Origin of the sequence: Cupriavidus sp. 2SB (assembly GCF_005503625.1) — a bacterium.
In the GTDB taxonomy this organism is placed as follows: domain Bacteria; phylum Pseudomonadota; class Gammaproteobacteria; order Burkholderiales; family Burkholderiaceae; genus Cupriavidus.
The window spans coordinates 1-24,463 of the sequence record NZ_SCMX01000059.1 but is presented as its reverse complement, the minus strand read 5'-3'; the positions used below and the strand labels follow the sequence as shown (position 1 = coordinate 24,463).

The following is a 24,463-nucleotide window of genomic DNA, read 5'->3' as shown; positions in this document are numbered from 1 at the left end:
CCACACGCCTCACGGGTGCCACGTCGAGGGCCTTTCCACCTGCATCGCGGGCCGCTGGCTGCCCGCCATCGCGTAAGAGAGTTTGTTCGCGGCATCCACCACCGTCTGCGCCAGTTCCAGGAGGCGTTCTTCCCCGAGACGCGCGGTCGGCCCCGAAATGCACATCGAGCCCAGCAATCGCCAGTGCAGGCCGAACACGGGCGCTGACACGCTGGACACCTCCGCTTCGCGCTCGCCCAGTGACAGGTGAAACCCGCGCCGCCGGATCGTTTCATAGAGTTCGCCCGATTCCCCTGAGAACGCGAGGATCACGCGTCCCGGAGAACCGCTGTCGAGCGGCAGGGCCGCGCCGATCCGCACGTGGTGCCGAATCGCCTGCGGCCCTTCCACGCGCACCACGCAGGTCCGCTGCTGCCCTTCGCGGATATAGAACGACGCGCTCTCCCCGGTCTTGATCGTCAACTCGCGCAGCACCGGCTCCACCACCTCCTGCACGTTGAACGTCGCCTGATAGCACGCGCCCAGCCAGCCAGCGGCGCGGCCCAGCCGCCAGGTTCCATCCTCTTTCTGCACGAGGTAGTTGTCCGCCGCCAGCGTGCGCGCCAGACGCAGCACCGTGGTCTTGTGGATGCCTGTGCGACGGCTCAACTCCGCCAGCGAAAGCTGCGGATCGTTGACGCCAAATGCCTCCAGCACCCGCAGCGCCCGCGTCACGGCAGTCACGCCGCTCGCCCCGTGATCCTCGGGGGCGCCTGATTCGCTACTTTTCTGGTTCATGGCGTGCAACATGTTTCGTCGTGCGAAACGGCATTGTAGGCAATGAAACGGTCGACAACAATCCATCTCACAGCACCGCCACATATAAAACGAGATCCGGAGACAGACAATGCGCGTCACACGCACGCTCACCATCACCGCAGTCACTGCCGTTACCCTTGGCCTCGGCCTTGCCGCCGCTGGCCTCGCCCAGTTCACCCCATCCGCCAACGCGGCCCCGGCCTATCCTTCCAAGCCGATCCGCGTGATCGTGCCCTTCCCGGCAGGCGGCGGCACCGACATCATTGCGCGCGAAGTCACCAGCAACGTGGCGAAGTCAACCGGTTGGACCTTCGTCGTGGACAACAAGCCGGGCTCGGGCGGCAACCTGGGGGTGGACGCCGCCGCGAAGGCGCCCGCCGATGGCTATACGATCGTTCTCGGCCAGACCAGCAACCTCGCGATCAACCCCACGCTGTTCAGCCACCTGCCCTATGACCCGCTCAAGGATCTGGCGCCGATCAGCCTCGTGGCCAGCGCACCGCTGGTACTGGTGACGCCGGTCGGCTCGCCCTACAAGACACTGAACGATGTCATCCAGGCCAGCAAGGCCAAGCCCGGCACGTTGAACATCGCCTCGCCCGGCAATGGCACTGTCGCCCATCTCTCGGGCGAACTGCTGCAGAAGACCGCAGGCATCAAGCTGACCCACGTGCCGTACAAAGGCGTGGCGCAGGCAGTCAACGACCTGATCGGCGGACAAGTCGATCTCTATCTCTCGTCGGTTCCCACGCTGCTGTCCCATATCCGTAACGGCAAGCTGCGTCCGCTGGCCGTGACATCGCTCAAGCGCGTGACCGACCTGCCGCAGGTTCCCACCATTGCCGAGTCGGGCTATCCGAACTTCGAAGCCTCCACATGGTTCGGCTTCGCCGCCCCGGCGGCCACGCCGAAGGACATCGTCGTCAAGCTCAACGCCGCATTCAACAAGGCGCTGCAATCGCCCGATCTGGTGAAGACGCTGAGCGATCAGGGTGCGCTGGTCCTGGGCGGCACGCCCGAGGCATTTGGCACGCAGATCCGCCAGGACATCACGCGCTGGGCTTCGATCATCAAGGCATCCGGCACCCGGCTGGATTGACCGCCTGTTCCTGAACGTTTCCCGAATTCCCCGAACCTTCCCGCTATTTCCGCCTGTATCCGTCCTTTCCGGAGTCAAGTCATGTCGCTGCCCAACCTCAATCAAACCTTCGAACGTGTATCGGCCACCGTGGTCGCCCAGGCCGCAAAGTTCCAGCCGGCCATCCTTGCCGATGTGGCAGGTCGTCGCGGTGCGCTGCATGGCCGTATCAAGGCACTGCGCCCCAGCATGAAGCTGGCTGGCCCGGCCTTCACCGTGGAAGTCCGCCCCGGCGACAACCTGATGATCCATGCCGCACTGGCACTGGCGCAACCCGGCGACGTGCTCGTCATCGACGGCAAGGGTGACCAGACCTCCGCGCTGATGGGAACGATCATGATGAGTGCAGCGCGCCAGCGCGGGCTGGCCGGTGTCGTCATCGACGGCGCCGTGCGCGACAGCCTCGAATTGGAAGAGATGAAGTTCCCTGTCTTCTCCGTCGGCACCAATCCAAACGGACCCACCAAGGAAGTGGCCGGCCGCATCGGCCATCCGGTCTGCGTCGGCGGCGTGACGGTCTACCCCGGCGACTACGTCTGCGGTGATGCCGATGGCGTCGTGGTGGTGGAACGCGAGAAGATCGAATCGCTGCTTGCTGCCGCCGAACACAAGGAAGCCGCCGAAGCCAAACGCATCGCACAGATCAAGGAAGGCAACACCGCTGCCCCGTGGCTGCTGGCCTCGCTGGTCACCGCTGGCGTGCTGAAGCAGGGAGAAACGCTGTGACGACGCGCCCTGCCATCATCGTGACCGGTGCGGACCTCGCGCCAGAAGCCCTCGCGGTCCTCGCTGATTTCTCCATCGTATTCGCGGGAAAGACCCCGCAAACCGCAGACCTCGTGTCGCTCGCCAGACAACACGACCCGGTCGGCATCATCGTCCGCTATGGCAGCGTAGGCGCCGAAGTCATGGATGCCGCGCCATCGCTGCGCGTCATCGCCAAGCATGGCAGTGGCACCGACACCATCGACAAGACCGCCGCAGCGGCGCGAGGCATCGAAGTACTGGCCGCAGTGGGCGCCAATGCCGCAGCCGTTGCCGAGCACGCGTTGGCACTGATGCTGGCTTGCGCGAAATCCATCGTGCCGCTCGATGCGCGCATGCACGCCGGCCACTGGGACAAGGCCACGCACAAGAGCATCGAACTGAGCGGCCGTACCGTGGGGCTGGTGGGCCTCGGCACGATTGGCCTGCGCCTCGCCCGCATGTGCCACGCCATGGACATGCTCGTGATCGGCTTCGATCCCTACGCCCGCAACCTGCCCGACTACGTGCAAGCCGTGCCGCTGGAAACGATCTGGTCCGAGGCCGATGTGATCTCGCTGCATTGCCCGCTCACCGACGACAACCGCAACATGCTCGATGCCGATGTGCTGGCACGCTGCAAACCGGGCGTCATCCTCGTCAACACGGCGCGCGGCGGCCTGATCGACGAACCCGCGCTGTTGAACGCGATCCGCTCCGGACACGTTGCCGGTGCGGGCCTCGACAGCTTTGCCGTCGAACCGATGGCTGTGCCCCATATCTTTCACGGCCAGCCCGGGATTATCCTGAGTCCGCATATTGGCGGCGTGACCAGCGCGGCCTACGTGAACATGGGCGTTGCCGCAGCGCGCAATGTACTCGGCGTCGTGAGCCGCGAACCCGCACTCACGAAAGACTGAGCGATACGAGATCAGGCAACACGGCGTCCGGAAAAAGAAAGAGCCGGACCCGACAAGAAGCAATAAGTTGGAGACAGACATGCACGCAACAAAACACAGCGCCCCGTGGCTTCCGCGATTCGCATTGGGGGCCCTGGCCGCCCTCTCGTTCCTCTCGATCGGCGTTCACGCGGAGACCTGGCCCGCCCGTCCCGTCAAGATCGTGGTGCCCTATCCGCCGGGCGGCGCCGTCGATGCGGTCACACGCAAGATGGCGCAGCGCCTGACCGAGCAGACCGGCCAGAGTTTCTTCGTCGAGAACAAGCCCGGTGCCACGGGCACCATCGGCGCCGTACAGGTTGCCCGCTCGGCGCCAGATGGCTACACGCTGCTGGCCAACGACACCACCTACGCGTTGCTGCCGCATATCTTCCGCAAACTGCCGTTCGACTATGCGCAGGATTTGCAGCCGGTTTGCGCGTATGTGTTCGCGCCGATGGGACTGGTCGTCAAGGCCGACGGCAAGTACAAGACGCTGGCCGAACTGCTCACCGCCGCCAAGGCCGGAGACAACAAGGTCTCGTATGGCTCGGGCGGTCCGGGATCGACACCCCACTTCGCCAGCGAAGCGCTGGGGATGGCGGCCGGTGCGCACTTCATGCATGTGCCCTTCAAGGGCGCGGGCGAGGCAACCGTCGCGCTGCTCGGCGGCACCGTGGATTTCCAGATGGCGTCCATCTCGGGCGTGATCGGCCAGGTGCAAGGCAACAAGCTGCGCGTGCTGGCCGTGAGTGGCGACAAGCGCCTGCCCGCGTTGCCGGGCGTACCGACTTTTGCAGAAGCGGGCGTGCGCGGTTTCGGCGTCACGAACTTCACCGGTCTCTGGGCACCCAAGGGCACGCCGCCGGACGTGCTGGCCCGCCTGCAGAAGGAAGTGTCCGCAGCCATGGCCACGCCCGATATGCGCACCTACGCGCAGGGTATCGGCGCCGATGCCGGCTACTGGGACACCAACGCATTCCGCAAGGAAATGGGCGAGCGCACGGCATTCTGGGGTAAGGTCGCCAGTGGCACTGGCTTTGAAAAGCAGTAATTCGTAGCCAACCCCTATCTGTCACGCTCCGTCAGGACACCACATGTTTCTCTTGAATCCGCCAGTCGTCCGCGAAGCCACGCTGTTCAGCAGCCTGCCGGAGCGCTATCGCCAACAGCGCCACACCGCATGGTCCGATGCCAATCAGGGCGGACGCGCCATCGACTCCTTCCTCGAAGGCCCGGCCGTGGACGATGCAGGCAACCTCTATGTGACGGATATCCCTAACGGTCGCATCTTCCGGATCGATACCCATGGGGCTTGGGAGACAATCGCCGAATGGGACGGCGAGCCCAACGGCATGAAGTTCTTCACTGCCGATGAACTGCTGGTCACGGACTATCGCAACGGACTGGTTCTCGTCGATATCAAGACAGGCAACGTGCGTCCGCACCTGGGCCGGCGCAACACCGAGAGCTTCAAGGGCGTGAACGACCTGACGCTCGATGCGCGCGGCAATGTGTATTTCACGGATCAGGGCCAGACTGGCCTGCACGATCCGACGGGGCGCGTGTATCGACTCTCGCCGGAGGGCCGGCTCGACCTGCTGCTATCGAATGTGCCGAGTCCCAACGGCGTCGTGCTCTCGCCGGACGAACGCTTCCTGTTCGTGGCCGTCACGCGGGGCAATTGCGTATGGCGGATGCCATTGCAGGCCGATGGCAGCGTCTCCAAGACGGGGCAATTCTTCACGTCCTACGGGCCCAGCGGTCCCGATGGATTGGCGATGGATCAGACCGGCCGCCTGCTCGTCGCCAACCCCGGGCTGGCCTACGTCTGGGTGCTCAACCATCGCGCCGAACCCGTGGAGGTGATTCGCGGCACGCCGGGGCACTCGCTGACCAACCTCGCTTTCGGCGGCTCCGATCGCAAGACGCTCTACATCACCAACTCCACGACAGGTGAGATTCTGACTGTGCAGATGGATGAGCCCGGTGCCACCCTGAGCGGGAAGCACGACGCCCGCCGCTGAAAGTGCACGCCGTGCCGCACGGACGGTCCGGCGGGTACCCGCGTGTACCCAATACTTTGCTTGACCGATCCCGCACTCCCACCGAAGCTTGGAAGGCTGCACGCTGCCATCCATCGCAAGCATCGTCGAAGAAGAACAAGGGAGAGGTCATATGCCGTCGTCACGCAAGGGAATGCCGCTGCACGCGCATCTGTGGATGCTGTTCGGCGCGATCATCCTGCTCGTTGGCCTGCTGGCGAGCGGCCTCAACTACTGGGTGACCCGCGCCGCGCTGCAGGCCGCCACTGCGGATGCCAGCCAGCAAATGGCCGGCACGATGCGCGACGAGGTGGAGGACTTGCTGGCACCGGCACAGACGGCCATCACGCTGATTCGATACAGCGCCATCGCCAACGATGGCACGCCGCACCAGCGCGATGCGTGGCTATCGCTGGCGCGCGAAGCGCTGGAGAGCGCGCCAGTGCTGCAGGCGGTCTACATCGGCTACGCAGACGGAACCTTCCTCTATCTCAGGCCGCTGAGGTCCGATGCGGACCGCGCGATCTTCAAGGCGCCCGACACGGCGTACTTCGTGCTGCGCAGTGTCCTCGGCACGGCGCCCGCGCTGATCGGACAAGTCGATTTCCTCGATCGCGACCTGCGCACGGTGGCCACCCTCCGGGATCAGGAATACGCGGAGCGCTTCGATCCGCGCAAACGGGTCTGGTATCAGGCCGCAATTGGCTCCGATGCGCCCGTGCGCACGGACCCCTATCTGTTTTTCTCCGACCAGGAAGTCGGCACCACGTTTGCATTCCGCACACCGCATCGCAATGCCGTGGTAGGCGGCGACTTTCGTCTCGACTGGCTGGGCACGATGCTCGCGAAGAAGAAGGCGACGCCCGGCACCATGCTGGCGCTGCTCGACAGCAACGGCAAGGTGCTTGGCATCGACAGCCGCCTGCCCGAATCGTCCGCCGCGCCAGACGCTATCCAGGCGGACTTGCTCGCCGCGCCCGCCGACTACAACATTCCGGTGCTCACGGCCATGGCCACCGCATTCCAGGGCGGCGCCCGGCAGACGGGGCGCAAGTCGATAACGGTAGACGGCATGACGTGGTACACCACCACCGACGTGATTCCTGCCACCACCGGCAAGCCGCTCTACCTGCTGATGGCCGTGCCTCAATACGAACTGTTGGCGAACGCCAAACAACAGGCATGGACGGGCATCCTGTTCACGCTCGCCATCGTGCTGCTGTCCATTCCGCTGACATGGCTGGTGGCCCATCGCCTCGCCAAGCCGCTCAGCCAGTTGGCCGATGGCATGCAAGCCATCCGCAGCTTCGATTTCGACAAGGCACTGCCCGTGCAATCGACCATCCGCGAAGTGGGCGCGCTCGGCGCCGCCGCCGAACAGATGCGCCAGACCATACGGCGTTTTCTTGCCATCGTGCAGGCGGTTGCCGCCGAAGATCGTCTGGAGCGCTTGTTGCCAGTGCTGCTGGAGAAAACACTTGCCGAAGCTGGCGGCACGGCCGGCATTTTCTTTCTGGTCGACGAGAACGACATCCGCGCCGCTGCGATCCTGGACCGTCATGGCAACGATGCCGCAGCGACGAAGCCATCCTATGCGCTCGATGAAGCGCCATCACTGGTGCGCGACGCCGTCCGGCAACATCGTTCGCAAAGCGCTGGCCTGGACCGCACGGCTCTCGCCGCGATCACAGCGGGCGATATGACGCATGGCGGTGCCATGTGCGCGGTAGCCATCCCGGTGGTGAATCGAAAGTCGGAGGCACGTGGCGTGATCCTTGTGATCCGCGACACGCCGATGAACGCGGCACAGCTCGCCTATGTGGAAACGCTATCCGCGCTGTATGCCGGCTCCATTGAAGTCCGCGAGTTGGCCGACGCCCAGCGCAAGCTGTTCGACGCATTCATCCGTCTGCTGGCCGATGCAATCGACGCCAAGAGCCCGCACACCGGCGGCCATTGCTCTCGCGTGCCGGCGCTGGCCAAGCTGCTGGCACAAGCCGCGTGCGATGCCACCGATGGCCCCTTCCGGTCATTCCAGATGACAGGCACCGAGTGGGAAACGCTACATGTGGCCGCATGGCTGCACGACTGCGGCAAGATCACCACGCCTGAATACATCATCGACAAGGCGACCAAGCTCGAAACTCTCCACGATCGCCTGCACGAGGTTCGCATGCGATTCGAGGTCATGAAGCGCGAGGCCGAGATCGGCTGCCTCGAAGGCATCGCTGCGGGCGACGATCCTGCTGACGCGCGGACGCGGCTCCAGCAGACCTTGCGAGAACTGGACGACGATTTCGCATTCGTCGCCGCATGCAACCAGGGGGCCGAAGCCATGGACGCGCACCGCAAGGCACGGCTGCTGCAGATTGCTTCGCGCCCGTGGACCCGGACGCTCGACGACCGCATCGGCCTGTCCCGCGAAGCCACGGCGCATCTGTCCGCAAGCCCCGCACCGTCATTGCCCGTGCGCGAGCCGTTGCTCGCGGACAAGCCGGAACACCGGGTGCCGCGTGGCCCGCATGACACCATCGCCTCCGACAATCCGTGGGGCTTCCGGCGCGACGCCCCGCCGTATCTCCATGATCGCGGCGAACTGCACAACCTGCTGATTGGCCGGGGCACACTGACCGCGGAAGAGCGCTACAAGATCGAAGATCACATCGTGCAGACGCAAATCATGCTCTCGCGGCTACCGTTCCCCCGTCATCTTCGGCAAGTGCCCGAAGTGGCTGGCAACCATCACGAGAAGATGGACGGCACAGGCTATCCGCGACGCCTGCGGCGCGAGGACATGAGCACACTCTCCCGGATGATGGCGGTTGCCGATATCTTCGAGGCGCTGACTGCGGCGGACCGCCCCTACAAGAACGCCAAGACCCTGTCCGAATCCATCGACATCATGTACCGGGCCGCTACGGATGGGCATATCGACCCCGAGATCTTCGAACTGTTCCTGACATCGGGCGCCTACCTGGCCTATGCCCAGCAATATATGCAGCCCGCCCAGATCGACAAGATAGACGTGGAGCGATACCGAAAGCAAATGCGCGCAGGCAGTGCCGTGGCATAGCGGCATTTGCGATTCCCGAACCCCGCCTTTGGCCCCGCCGAAGCCGTAGAATCCGGTTTCCCCGAACGCGCAAGCCGTGTAACAATCGTCTTCACAAAACATTCCAACCAGGAGACATCGGCCCATGCAGCCCAGCCCGCACGGTCCGAACGGAACGCCGATTCCCGGCGTTTCGGAGGACATGCCGACGATCATTGCGTCCAAGCTTGTGCCGCCGGCCTGTGCCGCGTCGCATCTGGCACGGTCGCATCTGGTCGCGGCCATGCTGGCGGCGCACAGCGCACGGCTGCTGCTGATACGCGCGCCAGCCGGATTCGGCAAGACCACGCTGATGCAGCAGTACGCAGCGGCGTGTCAGGCAAAAGGCGACGCCATCGCGTGGGTGCGGCTCGATGCGGCCGATAACGACTTGCCGCGTTTCCTGGGCCACCTCGCCGCAGGATTGCAGGTATTGCACCCCTCGCGGCAAACGCTGCCCGCCTCCGCAGAGCGCATGGGCGCGGGCGTCATCGCTACCGTTGCGGCCGTCAGCCAGCCGTTCGCCATCCTGCTCGACGATTTCGAAGTCATCCAGAGCGAGGCGGTGCTGAACTTCGTGCAGTTGCTGCTGGAATCTCTCCCCCCCAACGGTACGCTCGTGGTGGCATCGCGCACCACGCCATCGCTCGGGCTGGGCCGCGTCAGGGCACGTGGTCATCTGCTGGAACTCCAGCCTGGCGCCTTGCGGTTCACGCTGCCTGAAGCCGCCGCGTTTATTCGCGAGAAGTGCGGGATAACCCTGTCCGATGTGGATGTCGCCCGGCTCCATCGCTGTACCGAAGGCTGGGCCACGGCCATCTACCTGGCCACGCTCTCACTGCGGCAGCATCCCGACCACAGCCGCTTTGTCGCGTCCTTCTCGGGCACGAATACGGATCTGGCCGAGTATCTCGCGCAGGACATCCTCGGGCGGCAGTCCGAGCCCGTGCGCCGCTTCCTGCTCGAAACCAGTGTACTGAGCCATCTTTCCGCACCGCTTTGCGATGCCATCCTCGATCGCAACGACAGTCACGCGATGCTGGCCGCGCTGGAGCATGACAATCTCTTTCTCTTTCCGCTCAATGGCGAACAGGACGAGTATCGCTACCACAGCCTGTTCGCCAGTTTCCTGCAGCATCGGCTGCGCAGCCTGAATCCCGAACGGGAGACCGCATTGCATGCTGCCGCCGCGCGATGGTATCTGCAGGCGCGGCGACCGATTCCTGCCATCGACCATCTGCTGCGCGCCGGCCTGCTTGAAGCCGCCACCGCCGAGATGGCGCTTCACGCCGACACGCTGCTCAACAACGGCCGCGTCAGGCTGCTGTCGCGCTGGTTCGATCTCGTGCGCGACCGCCTTTCCGAAGCCGATCCACGGGTGCGCATTACTGCGGCATGGGTGCTGCTGCTCAATCGCCGCTTTGCGGAAGCGTTGCAGGCCGTGCAATGCATCGTTGACGATACCCGCACTAGCGCCGCACACGAATCCGTGCAACGCCAGGCCGAGACGTTGCGCTGCGTGTTGTTCGCGATGACCGACCGCACCGAAGCCTGCCGCGAGATCGGCCTGCCGCTGCTCCAGCATGTGCCGCCGGACGATTCCTTCCAGTACTGGCTGCTTGCGAATTCCGTGGCATATGGGCTGGTTTCCGTGCGACGCCACGACGAGGCGCGGCAAGTGCTGGCCAATGCCTGCGCAGGCGGACGGCACCAGCAGATGCCGTTACTGCGCAGCGTGGCGGATTGCCTGGAGAGCATCATCGATCTGTTCCACGGCAGGCTGGGGCGTTCGATGGCGCGCCTGCGCGGTGCCCAGCAAACGTGGCATGACCGCACCGATGAAGTCACGGGAGGCCGCGCCGCAGCCGGCGTGATCCTCGCCCTGCTCTGCTATGAAGCGGACCAGATCGACGAAGCCGCGCGGCTCGTCAATGACACGCTGCCCTTCGCCAAGATGACTGGCCCGGTAGATTCGATGATCACCTGCCATATCCTGAGTGCGCGCATCGCGTTGGCGCGCGGCGACCGTGACCTGTGGCAGCGCAGGCTGCTGGAACTGGAAGAACTCGGTGGCCGGGTGCCGTCGGAGCGCGCAATCTGCTCCACGTGGCTGGAGCGCACACGCGTGGCCACACTCGACGGTGCACTCGATGCCGCCGCGCAGGCCTTGCATGCCGCGGGACAACACGGTGCGTGGGAGACACTCGATGACGCAGGGTATGCCAATGAAGTCGATGTGCCCGCCGTAGCGCGTTGGCGCCTGCAGATTGCGCGCGGGGCGGATGCGTCGCTATGCGATGCGCTGGCTCACGCCGTTGCCACGGCCGCCGCACAGCAGCGCCACTGGCGACTCCTGAAACTCCGCCTGCTGCACGCGATGGCACTGGAAAGCGCAGGAGAACACGAACATGCGTTCGATGCGCTGACCGAAGCGCTGCGGATAGCCAGCCATGAAGGCTTGCGCCGCAGCTTTATCGATGAAGGCGCGCCACTGGTGGCATTGCTGCAGCGCTGGAACGCTGCTCATCGTATGCAAGGCACGATGCCTGGCGTAGCCGCTGGGTTCGTGCCTGATTTGCTCGCGCGCATGGGCGTATCCGATGCGGAACCTGCCGAAGCTACCGCTGCGCCAGACATCTCGACACCCACGCGCGACATGGGCCTCGATGCCCTGACCACGCGAGAACTCGATGTGCTGCACATGCTCTCGCACGGCCACCGCAATCGCGCCATCGCGGAGAAGCTGTTTGTCTCCGAGCTGACCGTGAAATCCCATCTGCGCCGCATCAGCGCCAAGCTCGGCGCGCAGAGCCGCACGGAGGTGGTGGCCATCGCAAGACAGCGGGGCCTGCTCGACTGAGAAGGCCCCGCTGTCCTCGTTCTCCTACAGCGTGCGCGCGATCAGTTCCTTCATGATCTCGTTCGATCCGCCGTAGATCTTGCCAACCCGTGCGTTGACGTACAGCCGCGCAATCGGATACTCGGCCATATAGCCGTAGCCGCCGTGCAGTTGCAGGCATTCGTCGATGATCTCGCAGCTCTTCTGCGTGCACCACCATTTGGCCATCGCTGCCGTCTCGCCGTCCAGTTCGCCACGCAGCACCTTTGCCATGCAATCGTCCACAAAGGCGCGGGCGATGGTGACGTTGGTCTTGCACTCGGCCAGCTTGAAGCGCGTGTTCTGCAGTTCCAGCAGCGACGTGCCGAAGACCTGCCGGTCACGCACGTAGGCAACGGTTTCGGCCATCGCGCGCTCCATCGAGCCGAGCGCGCCTACCGCAATCGTCATACGTTCCTGCGGCAACTGCTGCATCAACTGGTAGAAGCCGCGCCCTTCCTCGTCGCCCAGCAGATTGCTGCACGGCACGCGCACGTTGTCGAAGAACAGTTCGGCCGTGTCCTGCCCCTTCTGGCCGATCTTCTCCAGCACGCGGCCCCGGCGGAAGCCCTCCAGGCCCGCCGTTTCCACGACGACAATCGAGACACCCTTCACGCCCTTGTCCGGGTCCGTCTTGACCACTACGCAGATCAGATCGGCCAGCAGTCCATTCGAGATGAACGTCTTGGAGCCGTTGATCACGTAGTGGTCACCGTCACGCACCGCACGCGTCTTCACGCTCTTGAGATCGGAGCCTGCACCCGGCTCCGACATCGCGATAGCTGCGACCATTTCGCCGGATGCCATCTTCGGCAGCCAGTGCCGCTTCTGTGCCTCGGTGCCGTAGCGCAGGATGTAGTGCGCCACGATGGCACTGTGAACGCCGGTGCCGAGGCTCGTCGCCATCGCACGCGCCTGCTCGTAGGCGATGATCGCTTCATGCGCGAAGCTGCCACCGCCGCCGCCGTACGCTTCGGGGATGCTCGCGCAGAGCATACCCATCTCGCCGGCCTTGCGCCACGTTTCGCGATCCACATGCTGCTGCTTCCACCACCGCTCCTCGTTCGGCACGAGCTCGCGCTCGATGAACTTGCGGATGGCGTCCTGGAAGATCGAAAGATCCTCGGTAATCCATGGGCTCTGGTTCGACATGGCTGTCCTGTGAAGTGGTCAATCAGGGACGGCCGCCGCCTACCACCAGCACTTGCCCGCTGATGTAGTTCGACTCGGGAATGCACATCAGGTACACCGCGCCAGCCGCTTCTGTCGGCGTACCACCACGACCCACCGGAATCATGGCTTCCACGTTCTTCATCAACTGCGCGTTGACCCCCACCTTGATCTCGCGGCCCGCGATGTCGATGGTGGCACTGTCCCCAGCTACGGCTTCGGTCAGGCGCGTCTTGATCAGCCCGAATGCCACGCTGTTGACGTTGACCTTGTAGCGACCCCACTCCTTGGCCAGCGCACGCGTCAGGCCGTTGATCGCCGCCTTGGCGGCCGAGTAGTTGGCTTGGCCCGCATTGCCCATCACACCCGATACCGACGAGATATTGACCACCTTGCGGAAAATTTCCTGTCCCGCAGCGGCATCTGCCTTGGCGGTTTCACGGAAATGATCGGCAGCGGCACGCAGGATGCGGAACGGCGCGGTCACGTGCACGTCCATGATCGTCGACCATTGTTCATCGGACATCTTCTGGATCACGTTGTCCCAGGTGTAGCCCGCGTTGTTGATGATGATGTCGAGTCCGCCGAACTCCTGCAGCGCGGTGTGCACAAAGCGCTGGCCGAAATCGGCATCGGTCACGCTACCCGTACAGGCTACGGCACGGCCACCCGCTGCCTGAATCTCCTTGACCACGGCATTCGCCGGTTCCGCGTCGAGGTCGTTGACCACCACGGCGGCGCCCTCGCTCGCCAGCTTCAGTGCGATTTCACGGCCAATGCCGCGGCCCGAACCCGATACGATCGCTACCTTGCCATTCAGCTTGCTCATTGCGTGTCTCCCTCTGTCTTGTTCGAGTGTGTGGTTCAGGCGGCGGGCGCGATCAGCGCCTCGCCAGCCAGTTTGATTTCGCCCTGCTGATTGCACGTGGACAGCGCAATGCGCACCGTCCCCGCCGCTGCATCTTTCTCCGTCACCACGCCGCTGCACGACACCACATCGCCCACATGCGTGATGGCTGCAAAGCGCACCGAGAACTCGCGAATCGCTTCCTGCGGCACCCAGTTGGTCAGCAAGCGCCCCAGGTAGGCCATCGACAACATGCCGTGCGCGAACACGTCGGGCATGCCCGCACGTTTCGCAAAATCCAGATCGACGTGAATCGGATTGTGGTCACCGGAGGCACCCGCATAGAGCGCCAGCGTGAGCCGGCTCAACGGCTCGGCATCGAAGGCGGGCAGCTTGCTGCCAACTTCCAATTGATCGAATCGAACTGCGCTCATTTGCTCTCCCTGGCCTTGCCACGTACCACGATTACGCTGCGCAGATCGGCTACTGCACCGCCGTCGCCATCGGTCACCCTGGTCTCGCGCACCACAAAGCCCAGCGCGCCGCCCTTCTTCTCGTAGATGTCCGCAATGCGCACCTCGAAATGCAGGCGCTCCCCAGCGAACGCCATGCGGTGATATTGAAAGCTCTGCTCGCCGTGCAGGATGCTGCCGATATCGATGCCCAGCAGGTCGATCGTGGCGCGCGGGTTCGGCGCTTCCATCTCCAGGCAGAACAGGAAAGTCGGCGGCACGGGCAGCGCGGGATAACCCGCAGCCGTGGCGGCAGCCTTGTCGGTATAGCGCGCATCGGTCTGTCCCGTGGCCTTGGCGAAGAAGCGCAGGCGGCCTGCCTCCACTTCCGCGCTATGCCGGGACAGCACCGTGCCGATGTGTCGGGTATCGAGCATGGGCACCTCCGCTTACTGGCGCTCGTACAGCGTCACCACGCAGGCGCCGCCGAGTCCGAGGTTGTGTTGCAGCGCCATGCGCACACCCGGCACCTGACGGTCCTGTGCCTGTCCGCGCAGTTGCCACACCAGCTCCGCACATTGCGCGAGCCCGGTGGCACCCAACGGATGGCCCTTCGACAGCAGGCCGCCAGACGGATTCGTCACCACGCGTCCGCCGTAGGTGTTGTCGCCGTCGATGATGAACTTCTCGGCAGTGCCTTCCGGCGTGAGACCCAATGCTTCGTACGTAATCAACTCGTTGGCGGTGAAGCAGTCGTGCAGCTCCACCACGCCGATATCCTCCGGGCCCACGCCTGCGGCTTCGTACACGGCCTGCGCGGCGGCATGGCTCATGTCATAGCCCACCACCTTGCGCATATCGCCTTCGTCGAACGTGCTGTTGCGGTCCGTGGTCATCGATTGCGCACGGATGGCAACGCGCGTATCGAGTCCATATTTCTTCGCGAACGCTTCGGAGCACAGGATCGCAGCCGCCGCACCGCAGGTGGGCGGGCAGCACTGCAAGCGCGTCAGCGGATCGAACACCGTGGGCGATGCCATGACTTCCTCCAGCGACACCGTATTGCGGAACACCGCAAACGGATTGCGCGCCGCGTGTTGTCGTGCCTTGACCGAGATGCGGCCAAACGTATCCGGACGGATGTCGTATTCCTTCAGATAATCGCGTGCGGCTCCGCCGAAGAATTGCGCGGCACGCGGCGCGGCTTCGTCGATGCCCTGGATGTCGCGCATCACGTCGACAAAACGCGCCATCGGTGCAGGGCGATCCGTGTACGCACCTTTCAGCGCGCCGGGCACCATCTGTTCGAAGCCCACTGCAATGGCACACTCCACCGCGCCGCTGGCTACCGCCTGTCGTGCCAGGAACAACGCCGTCGATCCCGTGGCGCAGTTGTTGTTGACGTTGATGACGGGAATGCCGGTCAGGCCCACGCCATAGATGGCCGCTTGCCCTGCCGTGGAGTCGCCGTAGACGTAACCCACATACGCCTGCTCCACCAGCGCGTAGTCCACACCGGCGTCGGCCAGTGCAGCCCGCGCGGCGTTGGCGCCCATGACCGGATAATCCTCGCTGGCTCCGGCCTTGGTGAACGGAATCATGCCGACACCGGCAACCAATACGCTTCTGCTCATGTTCGTGTCCTCGATCAATGGAAGGGAATCAGCTCACCTGGCGCGCCTGGCCCTGCCAGTGTTGGTCGCGCAGGTCGCGTTTCAGGATCTTGCCCGCCGCCGACAGCGGCATTTCCGTGCGGAATTCAAAGCTCTTGGGGCACTTGTAGTTGGCGAGTGCCGCACGGCAGTGCTCGCGCAGCGAAGTCTCGGATGGCGTCTTGCCTGCATGCGGCACCACCACGGCATGCACCGCCTCGCCCCAGTTGGTATCGGGGATACCGATGACCGCGCACGTCGCCACCTCGGGATGCAGCGACAGCACGCTCTCGACTTCGGCCGAGTAGACGTTCTCGCCTCCCGTGACAATCATGTCCTTGAGCCGGTCGACGATGAACAGATAGCCGTCGTCGTCCATGTAGCCACCATCGCCGGTATGCAGCCAGCCGTTGCGCAAGGCTTCGGCGGTTTCCTTGGGCCGGTTCCAGTAGCCGCTGGTGATATTGGCGCCTAGCACCACGATCTCGCCCACAGTGTTGCGCGGCACTTCATTGCCATCCGGATCGACGATGCGCATGGTCACGCCCAGGCTCGCGCGGCCTGCCGAGCGGTACAGACCGCTGGCACGTGCCTCGTGGCTGTGATTCGCCGGCGGATTGACCGTGATAAGCGGCGAGGCTTCCGTCATGCCATACGCATGGAAGAAGTCGATGTCGGGCAGCGCTGCCAGCGCGCGATCCAGCAGGCCCGCGGAAATGGGTGACGCGCCGTAGTAGATGCGCTGCAGGCTCGACAGGTCATGCTGGCCAAACGTGGGGTCCGCCAGCAGTGCCTGCAGCATCGTCGGCACCAGCAGCAGTTCTTCGATCTGCTCGCGCGCCACGGTCTTGAGCACATCGGCGGGCACGAAGCCCGGTTCGATCACCTGCGTGTCGCCTGCCACGATATGGCCGACGGCGCGCGCCATCGCAGCGGTATGGAATAGCGGCGCCACATGCAGCGATACGAACGTGCGCTGTCCTTCGCGATACTCGGCCATGCGCGAGACCGCCGATGCCCACAGGTTCAGATGCGTCTGCATCACGCCCTTGGGCTTGCCCGTGGTGCCACCCGTGTACATGATCGATGCCAGATCCTGACCGCCACGGAACATGTCCGCCACTGGCGTGGCCGCATCGATCATGGCCTCGTAATCGAGCATGCCATCGGGTGCACGCCCTTCACCCGCATAGATCACATGCGGCAACCGCTTTGCGGCCGCAAGGATGCCGGGCACCATCGGCAGGAACTGATCGTCCACGATCAGGATGCCGGTGTCGCAGTCGTCGAGCGAATAGACGATTTCGGGCACGCTCCAGCGAATGTTCACCGGATTCAGCACGCCGCCGCCCCACCAGACCCCTAGCATGTATTCGATATAGCGATCCGAATTCAGCGCCAGCATGCTGACCCGGTCGCCCGGCGCCATACCGATTGCCTGCAGCGCGCCAGCGAGTCGCGCCACGCGTCCATGCAGTTCCCGGAACGTGCGGGTCCGGCCGCGAAACACGGTGGCGCGGCTGTCCGGCGTCTGCTGCATGCAACGATGCAGCCCTTGCGTCAGATACATTCCTCGTCTCCTTCATGTGATGCAAGCGTCAGCCCTTGCATATGGGGGCCGCCATGTTGGGCCGCCTTCTGGAACCAGACTCTACGGAGCCGCGCGCGCCGTGTCGTGCGCCAAAGGAACCAATTTGCATGTTGCAGTGCGATTGGTCCGAACGGACCACGACAGTGCCCGGACGCGATGGAAGAATCGGCGGCATCCCCACTCTTCCCCTACGAGCATGAGCGGACCGCTGGCTGGACTGAAGATCCTCGACTTTTCCACGTTGCTGCCAGGGCCCTTCGCCACCCTGGCGCTGGCCGACCTGGGCGCGGACGTAATTCGCATCGAAGCGCCGAACCGGCCAGATCCGGTCAGGCGCCTGTCACCGCAACGCCATGGGGTCTCGGCGGCGCATGCGTGGATCAACCGCAACAAGCGGTCGCTGGCGCTGGACCTCAAGCAACCCGAATCGATCGACATCGTCAGGAAGCTGATTGCGACGCACGACATCGTGGTGGAACAGTTCCGCCCCGGCGTCATGGCACGGCTCGGCCTTGGCTATGAACAGCTTCGCGAGATCCACCCCGCCCTGATCTATTGCTCGATCACGGGCTACGGTCAGGACGGCCCCTATCGCGACCGCGCCGGGCACGACATCAACTATCTGTCGATTGCCGGCACAGCCAGCTACTGCGGACGTGGCGCGCCGGCACCGTCGAGCATCCAGGTGGCCGATATCGCGGGTGGCAGCCTGCATGCCGCGCTGGCCATTCTTGCGGCCGTCGCACATCGCTATCGCACTGGCGCAGGCCAGTCCATCGACGTCAGCATGACCGATGCCGCATTCAGCCTGAATGCGCTGTCCGGTGCGGCCTATCTCGCTGGTGCGCGCGCGCCACGTCCGGAATCGGAGCGGCTCAATGGCGGCAGCTTCTATGACTACTACGCGACATCCGACGGCAGGCACTTTTCGGTCGGCAGCCTGGAGCCGCAGTTCCTGCAAGCGTTCTGCAGCGCGATGGGCCATCCCGAGTGGGTAACGCTGGCCGTCACGGATATGACCGCACTGAAGCAGCAGATCGGCGCGGCCTTTGTGACGCGCACATTCGCGGAGTGGTGCGACGTCTTCGCCAAGGTGGATTGCTGCGTGGAACCCGTGCTGACGCTGGAAGAAGCGGCCACGCATCCGCACATGCGCGCGCGCGGACTGGTGGTTGATGTACCGGTGGCTGGCATGGCGGGCTCGTTGCCGCAGATCGCCCATCCGGTGCGCTATTCCGCCACACCACCCCAGTACCGGCACACAGGGGAAGCACTCGGCCAGCAGAGCCGCGACATCCTCGCTTCGCTTGGCTACGACGATACGCAGGTGCAGAAACTTGCCGACGCAGGCGTCACAACGCTGACGGAAGCCTGACACCTATCACAAGGAGACAGACATGGATCATGAACGGAGACGCTGGCTCGGCCAGGCAGCAGCCATCGGCGGCGGCATGGCGTTCGCAAGTTGGCATGCAAGCGCCGACACTGCCTATCCGAACAAGCCACTGCGGCTCGTCGTGCCCTATCCGGCAGGCGGCGGCGCAGACACCATCGCGCGGTTGATCGGCCAGCAGTTGTCGCAGGCGTGGCAGCAACCGGTCGTAGTGGACAACAAGCCCGGCGCCAGTGGCATTCTCGGCAACGACATCGTGGCGAAGGCCACGCCCGATGGGTACACGATGCTGCTGGCCATCACCGCAATGATCCAGTCGCCCAGCCTCTACCGAAAGATGCCGTACAACGTGGAACGCGACTTCATGCCGGTCTCGCTGGTCGCGCGGTCGTCGGATCTTTTCGTCGTGCCGAATCGTGTGCCGGCGCGCACGCTCGCGGAATTCATCGCACTGGCCAAGGCCAGCCCCGGCAAGTTGAGCTACGGCTCGTATGGCAATGGCACCTCGTCGCACCTGCATGGCGAGCAGTTCAAGATTCGCGCGGGGATCGATCTCGTCCATGTGCCGTACAAGGGCGCCGCGCCACTGGTCAGCGATGTATTGGGCGGACAGGTCGATTCCGCATTTGTCGACGTCACCTCGGCCAATGCGTACCTCCAAAGCGGAAAGTTCCGCGTGCTCGGCATCACGGGTACGCAGCGCCATACCGCGTTGCCAGCCGTGCCGACCTTTGCGGAAGCCGGATTGACTGGTTTCGAGCCCAACGGCTGGTTCGGGTTTTTCCTGCCCGCTGGCACGCCGCGCGACGTTGCGGACCGCCTGGCCGCCGAAGTGGCACGCATTGCCAAACGTCCGGAAATCTCGCAGCGCCTGAGCGCCATGGGACTGCAGCCTGTGGCATCGACGCCAACCGAACTGGCCAGCGTGGTCAGCAACGACACGCCGAAATGGGCGAAAATCGTCCGCACGGCGCGTATTCAACTGGACTGAGCAGCTGGATTGAAGGGGGGGAGGATGCAGCAGGTATTGCATCCTCGAAGCCCACCTTAAACAAATGCAAATTGCCTGACTGGCGGACGTGACGCACAGTGGTCTCCGACAAAAACCTGACAAGAACAGGAGGAGACAATCATGGTGCGAATCATGCTCGCCGGCGTGCTGCTGGCGCTGGCTCACGGTGCAGCCGTAGCCGAAACCTATCCCTCGCGGCCCATCCGGCTGCTGGTGGGCTACGCGCCGGGCGGCCCGGTGGACACCGCCGCGCGCATCTACGCCGCCGAAATGGGCCGCGTGCTGAAGCAGCCGGTGGTTGTGGACAACCGCGCGGGCGCTAGCGGTGCGATTGCCGCAGGCATGACGGTCGGCGCCAAGCCTGACGGATACACGCTCTACTTCGTGGCCAGCCCCACGATGACGATGACGCCGCTGATCCAGAAATCGGTCAGCTTCAAGCCCGAGAAGGACTTCACCTACGTCGGGCTCATCACCGACTACACCAACGTCCTGCTGATCAACAAGGATTTCCCCGCAAAGAACGTCGAGGAACTGGTGTCGTACGCGCGCAAGCATCCCGGCGACGTGAGCTTCGGCTCGGCAGGCGTGGGGGCCTCCAACCATCTGTCCGCAGAATTGCTCGCACAGATGACGGGCGTGAAGATGCTGCACGTGCCGTACAAGGGCAATTCGCCGGCCATGGCCGATGTCATGAGCGGCAAGGTGACGTTCATGTTCGACATTACCGGCACGGCCATTGGCCACATCCAGGGCGGCAAGGTCCGTGCACTGGCAGTCACGTCGAAGACACGCAACCCCGCCTTGCCCAGCGTGCCCACGCTTGTGGAATCCGGCCTCAAGCAATACGACCTGACCGGCTGGTATGGCCTGGTCGGGCCGCCGGGAATGCCTGCCGATATCACCAACCAGCTCGTCAAGGCGCAGCAGACCGTGGGCGAAGACCCCGCCTTCCGCAGCCGCATGACCGAGGTGGGCTACGACCTGAACGTGACCGGCCCGGCGCCGCTACAGAACCGCATCAAGAAGGAACTGGCGCTCTGGGGCAACGTGGTCAAGACGGCCAATATCGAAGTGGAATAAGCGATAAACGAGCGGCTGGCGTTGCCTGGCAGTTCGGCGGCGGTGAAGGCGTGCTTTCCCGATGACGAATTGCCGCACCCCAGCACCGCCTCTACACTGCGGACGTGCCGGATAGTGTCCGGCCCCCTTTTCCATGAAGGAATTCAGCGACATGCCGCAGGAACCCGCCGCCGACATCAACACCCGGATCAGCGACATTCCCCGTCACTGGGCCAGCCGCGCGCCGGACGCCATTGCCGTGCAGGAGGGCGAGCGCACCGTCACGTTCGGACAGCTCTGGGAAAGCATTGGCCTGGCTCGCGAATACCTGGCTGCACAAGGCGTGGGCACGGGCGACCGCGTGATGATCATCGGCGAAAACTGCCTCGCGCTGATCACGCTGGTCTTTGCACTATCCGAACTCGGCGCCTGGCCCGTGGTCACCAATGCACGCCTCACGCCGCGCGAGATCGAGGAAATCCGCACACATTGCCGGCCCCGGCTGATGCTGTTCACACTGGCCGCATCACCTGACGCGCTGCGGCACGGCCTGCTGTACCGTGCCCGCGAGATCACGCCGCCCGGCCTGGGCCCGTTGATGGCGGCCGATGTGGACCAGCATAGTGAACCGGAGCCGGAAGCCCTCGCGCGCGACGTGGCCGCGCTGATCTATACCTCCGGCACCACCGGACAGCCCAAGGGCGTCATGGTCACGCATCGCGGCCTGCTGCACTACGCCCGTGTGACGGTCGAAAGCCGTGGCATCGGGCCCGGCGACTGCGCCTATGCCGTGATGCCGATGTCCCATATCTTCGGCCTCGCCACGCTGCTGCTCGCCACGTTGCAAGGCGGCGGCAGCCTGTATCTGGTTGCACGCTTCAACGTCAACGATGCCTGTGCCGCACTGCAGCGCGGTGCCATCTCGATCCTGCAGGGCGTGCCGGCGATGTTCAGCCGCATCCTGGCACATCTCGCCAGACAAGGGACGCCAACGCTGCGTGCGCCGCGCCTGCGTTACCTGTACACGGGGGGCGGTCCCCTGGAACCTGCGTTGAAGCGCAACGTGGAAGCCGTGTTCGGGCAACCGCTGCATCATGGCTATGGCATGACCGAATACGCGGGATCGCTGTTCATCACACGCCCCGACCGTCCGCGCGATGACTGTGCAGCAGGCGAGATTGTCGAAGGCGCCGCACTGCGCGTGGTGACATCCGACGGCAATCCCGTTCCTCCCGGCACGCCCGGCGAGCTATGGGTAAAGGGCCCCGGCGTGATGCGTGGTTACTACCGCGCGCCGGAGCAGACTGCCGAGGCATTGCGTCCCGATGGCTGGCTCAATACCGGCGATATCGGACGACTCGGCCCCGACGGTGCGCTGTTCATCGTGGGTCGTACGCGCGACCTGATCATCCGCTCGGGTTTCAGCGTGTATCCGATCGAAGTCGAATCCGTGATCAATACCCATCCGACGGTGAGGATTTCCGCCGTGGTGGGGCATCCCGCAGAGGACGGCAACGAGGAAATCGTGGCGTTCGTGGAGATTCGCGAAGGCGAGACATTCGATGCGGACACACTGCACAGCTACCTGGCCGAGCGTCTTTCTCCCTACAAGCGGCCGGCGCGCATCGTGCGCGTGGCGGCGATACCGACTACGGCCAGCGGCAAGCTGCACAAGCACCAGTTGCGCGGGATGATGGCGGAACTGGTCTGATTCAAGTACCCGTGTTGCCGTCTTCCACAAGCAGATCTACCAGCTTGCGCGCGAAGACGGGCAACGCCTCGCGATCCGCCACGCAGATCTGCAGCTTGCGCTCGGCCCAGTCATCTTCGATCTGCACGATGTTGAGCGCCATGGTCTTGGCGTGACGCCGGGCTGTGCTCTCGGGCAGCACGCCGATCCCCACATTCGCCTCGATCATCCGCCCTGCCGTCTCGAAGTTGCTGACCTGGATACGCCAGTGCAGCGTGCGCTGCAGATCGGCGGCGGCGCGTTTCAGGAAATTGTGGATCGCGCTTTCCTCGGGCAGGCCGATGAAGTCGTAGTCGAGCGTCTCCACAAAGCGCACCCGCTTGCGCTGCGCCAGCGGATGGCTCAGAGCCGTGGCCAGCACCAGGCGGTCCAGCCGGTAGGGCATCACCTCCAGCCCATCCATGTTCACGCCGCTGGCCGCAATGCCGATATCCACCATGCCTTCCTGCACGGCCCGGACGATATCGGGACTCAACCGTTCGCGGATATCGACCGTCACATCGGGATGGTTGACAAGGTAAGTGCGCAGCACGCCGGGCAGGAACTCGCTCATCGCCGTGGTATTGGCGAACACACGCACGTGCCCCTTGATGCCTGAAGCGTATTCCTGAAGATCGCCACTTAACTGCTCGATCTGGCGAAGTACCCGGCGCGCATGCGCCAGAAGCGTTTCCCCCGCCGGCGTCACCTTGACGCCCTGGCTGCTGCGGCTCAGCAACTTCACGCCCACCTGTTCTTCCAGGTTCTTGATGCGCGTGCTGGCAGCGGGTAGCGACAGATGGCAACGTTCTGCACCGCGGGTCAGGCTGCTGGCTTCCGCGATATGCGTGAAGAGGTTCAGATCGACCAGATCGAAGCGCATTGTCGTTGTCTCCAGAATAGTCGGCGATTATCCCCCGATTGCACGCATTCTTGCCATCCTCGCAATCACCGAGGGCCTTCATGGCGGGCGAATACCGGCTTTCAGACACGCGAATAGGCGAACCGCCGTGCATGCGCCAAGCTGTGCCATTCCCATAACTCCGGAGACCCGACATGGCAGAGCAGGAGACGTTGCGCGTGGACATTGCGGACGGCGTGGCAACGCTGACGCTGAATCGTCCCGAACAGAAGAACGCCCTGAACACATCGATGCGCGACGGGCTGCGCGAAGCCGTGCAGACCATCCGCGCCGACCGTTCGATTCGTGCGGTGGTACTGCGCGGCGCCGGCACCGACTTCTGCTCGGGCGGCGATATCCGCGCCATGAACGTCACCGACGCCGACGCAGGCCGCGACCGCATGGACGACCTGCACGGCTGGATCGCCATGCTTTCCGACCTGGATCGCCCCGTGGTGGCCGCTGTGGATGGCGTGGCCTATGGTGCGGGCTTCAGCCTGGCGCTGCTGGCGGATTTCATCGTGGCCTCGCCGCGTGCGCGCTTTTGCATGCCGTTCATGAAGGTGGGACTGGTGCCGGATTGCGGCGCGTTGTATACGCTGCCGCGCGTGGTGGGCATGGCGCGTGCGCGAGAGCTGGTCTTCAGCGCCCGCGAAATTCGCGCGGAAGAAGCCAAACAGATGGGCGTGGTATTCGAGATCGTGGAACAGGAGCGGTTATTTGCTCGTGCAGATCAGATGGCGCGCAGCCTGGCGAGTGCTTCGCCTGCGGCGTATGCGCTGACCAAACGCGCATTGAACCAGTCGTTCGACAGCGACCTCCGCGCCATGCTGGAGCTGGAATCACTGGGACAAGGGGTGGCGTTTACCACCGCGTATCACAAGGAAGCGGTGAGGCGGTTCAAGGAGAAGGAAGCGCCGTTGTTTCAGTGGGCGACGGAGTAATCTCTCCGATTGTGTTGCTCCCCTCTCCCGCGAGCGGGAGAGGGGTTGGGGGAGAGGGCTGGAGGTTCTGCTTGCAGA

Annotated in this window: 20 protein-coding genes; 12 read left to right on the top strand and 8 right to left on the bottom strand. The window is 64.2% G+C overall.

The genetic code is table 11. The features are described 5' to 3' along the window. Positions 1-9: 9 nt before the first annotated feature. Positions 10-777, bottom strand: a complete 768-nt coding sequence (locus FFS21_RS23205; protein WP_137927085.1) for an IclR family transcriptional regulator — start codon at positions 775-777, stop codon at positions 10-12. 109 nt (positions 778-886) lie between these two features. Here FFS21_RS23205 and FFS21_RS23200 point away from each other — a divergent pair, with 109 nt between their 5' ends. The 7 genes from FFS21_RS23200 (at position 887) to FFS21_RS23170 (ending at position 11,614) form a co-directional block, all read left to right on the top strand. Then, complete coding sequence (locus tag FFS21_RS23200) at positions 887-1,897, top strand: Bug family tripartite tricarboxylate transporter substrate binding protein (RefSeq protein WP_137927084.1); 1,011 nt, start codon at positions 887-889, stop codon at positions 1,895-1,897. Between the two features lie 81 nt (positions 1,898-1,978). Continuing rightward, on the top strand, positions 1,979-2,662 hold the full coding sequence (locus FFS21_RS23195) for an RraA family protein (RefSeq protein WP_137927083.1): 684 nt from the start codon (positions 1,979-1,981) through the stop codon (positions 2,660-2,662). After that, positions 2,659-3,600: an NAD(P)-dependent oxidoreductase gene (locus FFS21_RS23190; protein ID WP_137927082.1), complete on the top strand. Its 942-nt coding sequence runs from the start codon at positions 2,659-2,661 to the stop codon at positions 3,598-3,600. The genes FFS21_RS23195 and FFS21_RS23190 overlap by 4 nt, the downstream gene beginning before the upstream one ends. A 79-nt stretch (positions 3,601-3,679) precedes the next feature. Next, positions 3,680-4,672 carry a Bug family tripartite tricarboxylate transporter substrate binding protein gene (locus FFS21_RS23185; protein ID WP_137927081.1) on the top strand — a complete coding sequence of 331 codons (993 nt, stop codon included), beginning with the start codon at positions 3,680-3,682 and terminating at the stop codon, positions 4,670-4,672. A gap of 43 nt (positions 4,673-4,715) precedes the next feature. After that, positions 4,716-5,645 (top strand): SMP-30/gluconolactonase/LRE family protein, encoded by a 930-nt coding sequence (locus FFS21_RS23180; RefSeq protein ID WP_137927080.1) that lies wholly within the window; start codon positions 4,716-4,718, stop codon positions 5,643-5,645. 151 nt (positions 5,646-5,796) lie between these two features. Next, positions 5,797-8,736 (top strand): HD domain-containing phosphohydrolase, encoded by a 2,940-nt coding sequence (locus FFS21_RS23175; RefSeq protein WP_137927079.1) that lies wholly within the window; start codon positions 5,797-5,799, stop codon positions 8,734-8,736. A 124-nt stretch (positions 8,737-8,860) separates the two neighbouring features. Further along, positions 8,861-11,614, top strand: a complete 2,754-nt coding sequence (locus tag FFS21_RS23170) for a helix-turn-helix transcriptional regulator (protein ID WP_137927078.1) — start codon at positions 8,861-8,863, stop codon at positions 11,612-11,614. Positions 11,615-11,638: 24 nt separating this feature from the next. On the opposite strand, the gene FFS21_RS23165 is transcribed toward FFS21_RS23170, so the two are convergent. From FFS21_RS23165 to FFS21_RS23140, 6 genes are read right to left on the bottom strand one after another with little or no spacing between them, the layout of a single operon-like run. After that, the gene (locus FFS21_RS23165) at positions 11,639-12,784 is read right to left on the bottom strand and encodes an acyl-CoA dehydrogenase family protein (RefSeq protein WP_137927077.1); all 1,146 of its coding nucleotides are present in this window, start codon (positions 12,782-12,784) and stop codon (positions 11,639-11,641) included. Between the two features lie 22 nt (positions 12,785-12,806). Continuing rightward, complete coding sequence (locus FFS21_RS23160; protein WP_137927076.1) at positions 12,807-13,631, bottom strand: SDR family NAD(P)-dependent oxidoreductase; 825 nt, start codon at positions 13,629-13,631, stop codon at positions 12,807-12,809. A gap of 35 nt (positions 13,632-13,666) precedes the next feature. Beyond that, complete coding sequence (locus FFS21_RS23155) at positions 13,667-14,083, bottom strand: MaoC family dehydratase (RefSeq protein WP_137927075.1); 417 nt, start codon at positions 14,081-14,083, stop codon at positions 13,667-13,669. Further along, positions 14,080-14,538, bottom strand: a complete 459-nt coding sequence (locus tag FFS21_RS23150; protein WP_137927074.1) for a MaoC family dehydratase N-terminal domain-containing protein — start codon at positions 14,536-14,538, stop codon at positions 14,080-14,082. The genes FFS21_RS23155 and FFS21_RS23150 overlap by 4 nt, the downstream gene beginning before the upstream one ends. Positions 14,539-14,550: 12 nt before the next feature. Continuing rightward, positions 14,551-15,735, bottom strand: a complete 1,185-nt coding sequence (locus FFS21_RS23145) for a lipid-transfer protein (RefSeq protein WP_137927073.1) — start codon at positions 15,733-15,735, stop codon at positions 14,551-14,553. 28 nt (positions 15,736-15,763) lie between these two features. Further along, positions 15,764-17,323: a long-chain-fatty-acid--CoA ligase gene (locus tag FFS21_RS23140; protein WP_137927072.1), complete on the bottom strand. Its 1,560-nt coding sequence runs from the start codon at positions 17,321-17,323 to the stop codon at positions 15,764-15,766. A gap of 217 nt (positions 17,324-17,540) precedes the next feature. On the opposite strand from FFS21_RS23140, the gene FFS21_RS23135 reads away from it, so the two are divergent. The 4 genes from FFS21_RS23135 to FFS21_RS23120 all read left to right on the top strand — a co-directional run bounded on the left by FFS21_RS23135 (position 17,541) and on the right by FFS21_RS23120 (position 22,522). Beyond that, positions 17,541-18,719 carry a CaiB/BaiF CoA transferase family protein gene (locus FFS21_RS23135; RefSeq protein WP_137927071.1) on the top strand — a complete coding sequence of 393 codons (1,179 nt, stop codon included), beginning with the start codon at positions 17,541-17,543 and terminating at the stop codon, positions 18,717-18,719. A gap of 22 nt (positions 18,720-18,741) precedes the next feature. After that, entirely contained in the window at positions 18,742-19,728 is a 987-nt protein-coding gene (locus FFS21_RS23130) for a Bug family tripartite tricarboxylate transporter substrate binding protein (protein ID WP_137927070.1), read from the top strand. Between the two features lie 141 nt (positions 19,729-19,869). Further along, a complete protein-coding gene (locus FFS21_RS23125) occupies positions 19,870-20,832 on the top strand; it encodes a Bug family tripartite tricarboxylate transporter substrate binding protein (protein WP_137927069.1) in 963 nt (320 codons plus the stop codon). A 151-nt stretch (positions 20,833-20,983) separates the two neighbouring features. Continuing rightward, the gene (locus FFS21_RS23120; RefSeq protein WP_137927068.1) at positions 20,984-22,522 is read left to right on the top strand and encodes a class I adenylate-forming enzyme family protein; all 1,539 of its coding nucleotides are present in this window, start codon (positions 20,984-20,986) and stop codon (positions 22,520-22,522) included. 1 nt (position 22,523) lies between these two features. On the opposite strand, the gene FFS21_RS23115 is transcribed toward FFS21_RS23120, so the two are convergent. Continuing rightward, positions 22,524-23,423 (bottom strand): LysR family transcriptional regulator, encoded by a 900-nt coding sequence (locus FFS21_RS23115; protein ID WP_137927067.1) that lies wholly within the window; start codon positions 23,421-23,423, stop codon positions 22,524-22,526. Between the two features lie 173 nt (positions 23,424-23,596). On the opposite strand from FFS21_RS23115, the gene FFS21_RS23110 reads away from it, so the two are divergent. Further along, on the top strand, positions 23,597-24,385 hold the full coding sequence (locus FFS21_RS23110; protein WP_137927066.1) for an enoyl-CoA hydratase/isomerase family protein: 789 nt from the start codon (positions 23,597-23,599) through the stop codon (positions 24,383-24,385). The last annotated feature ends 78 nt before the right edge of the window (positions 24,386-24,463 follow it).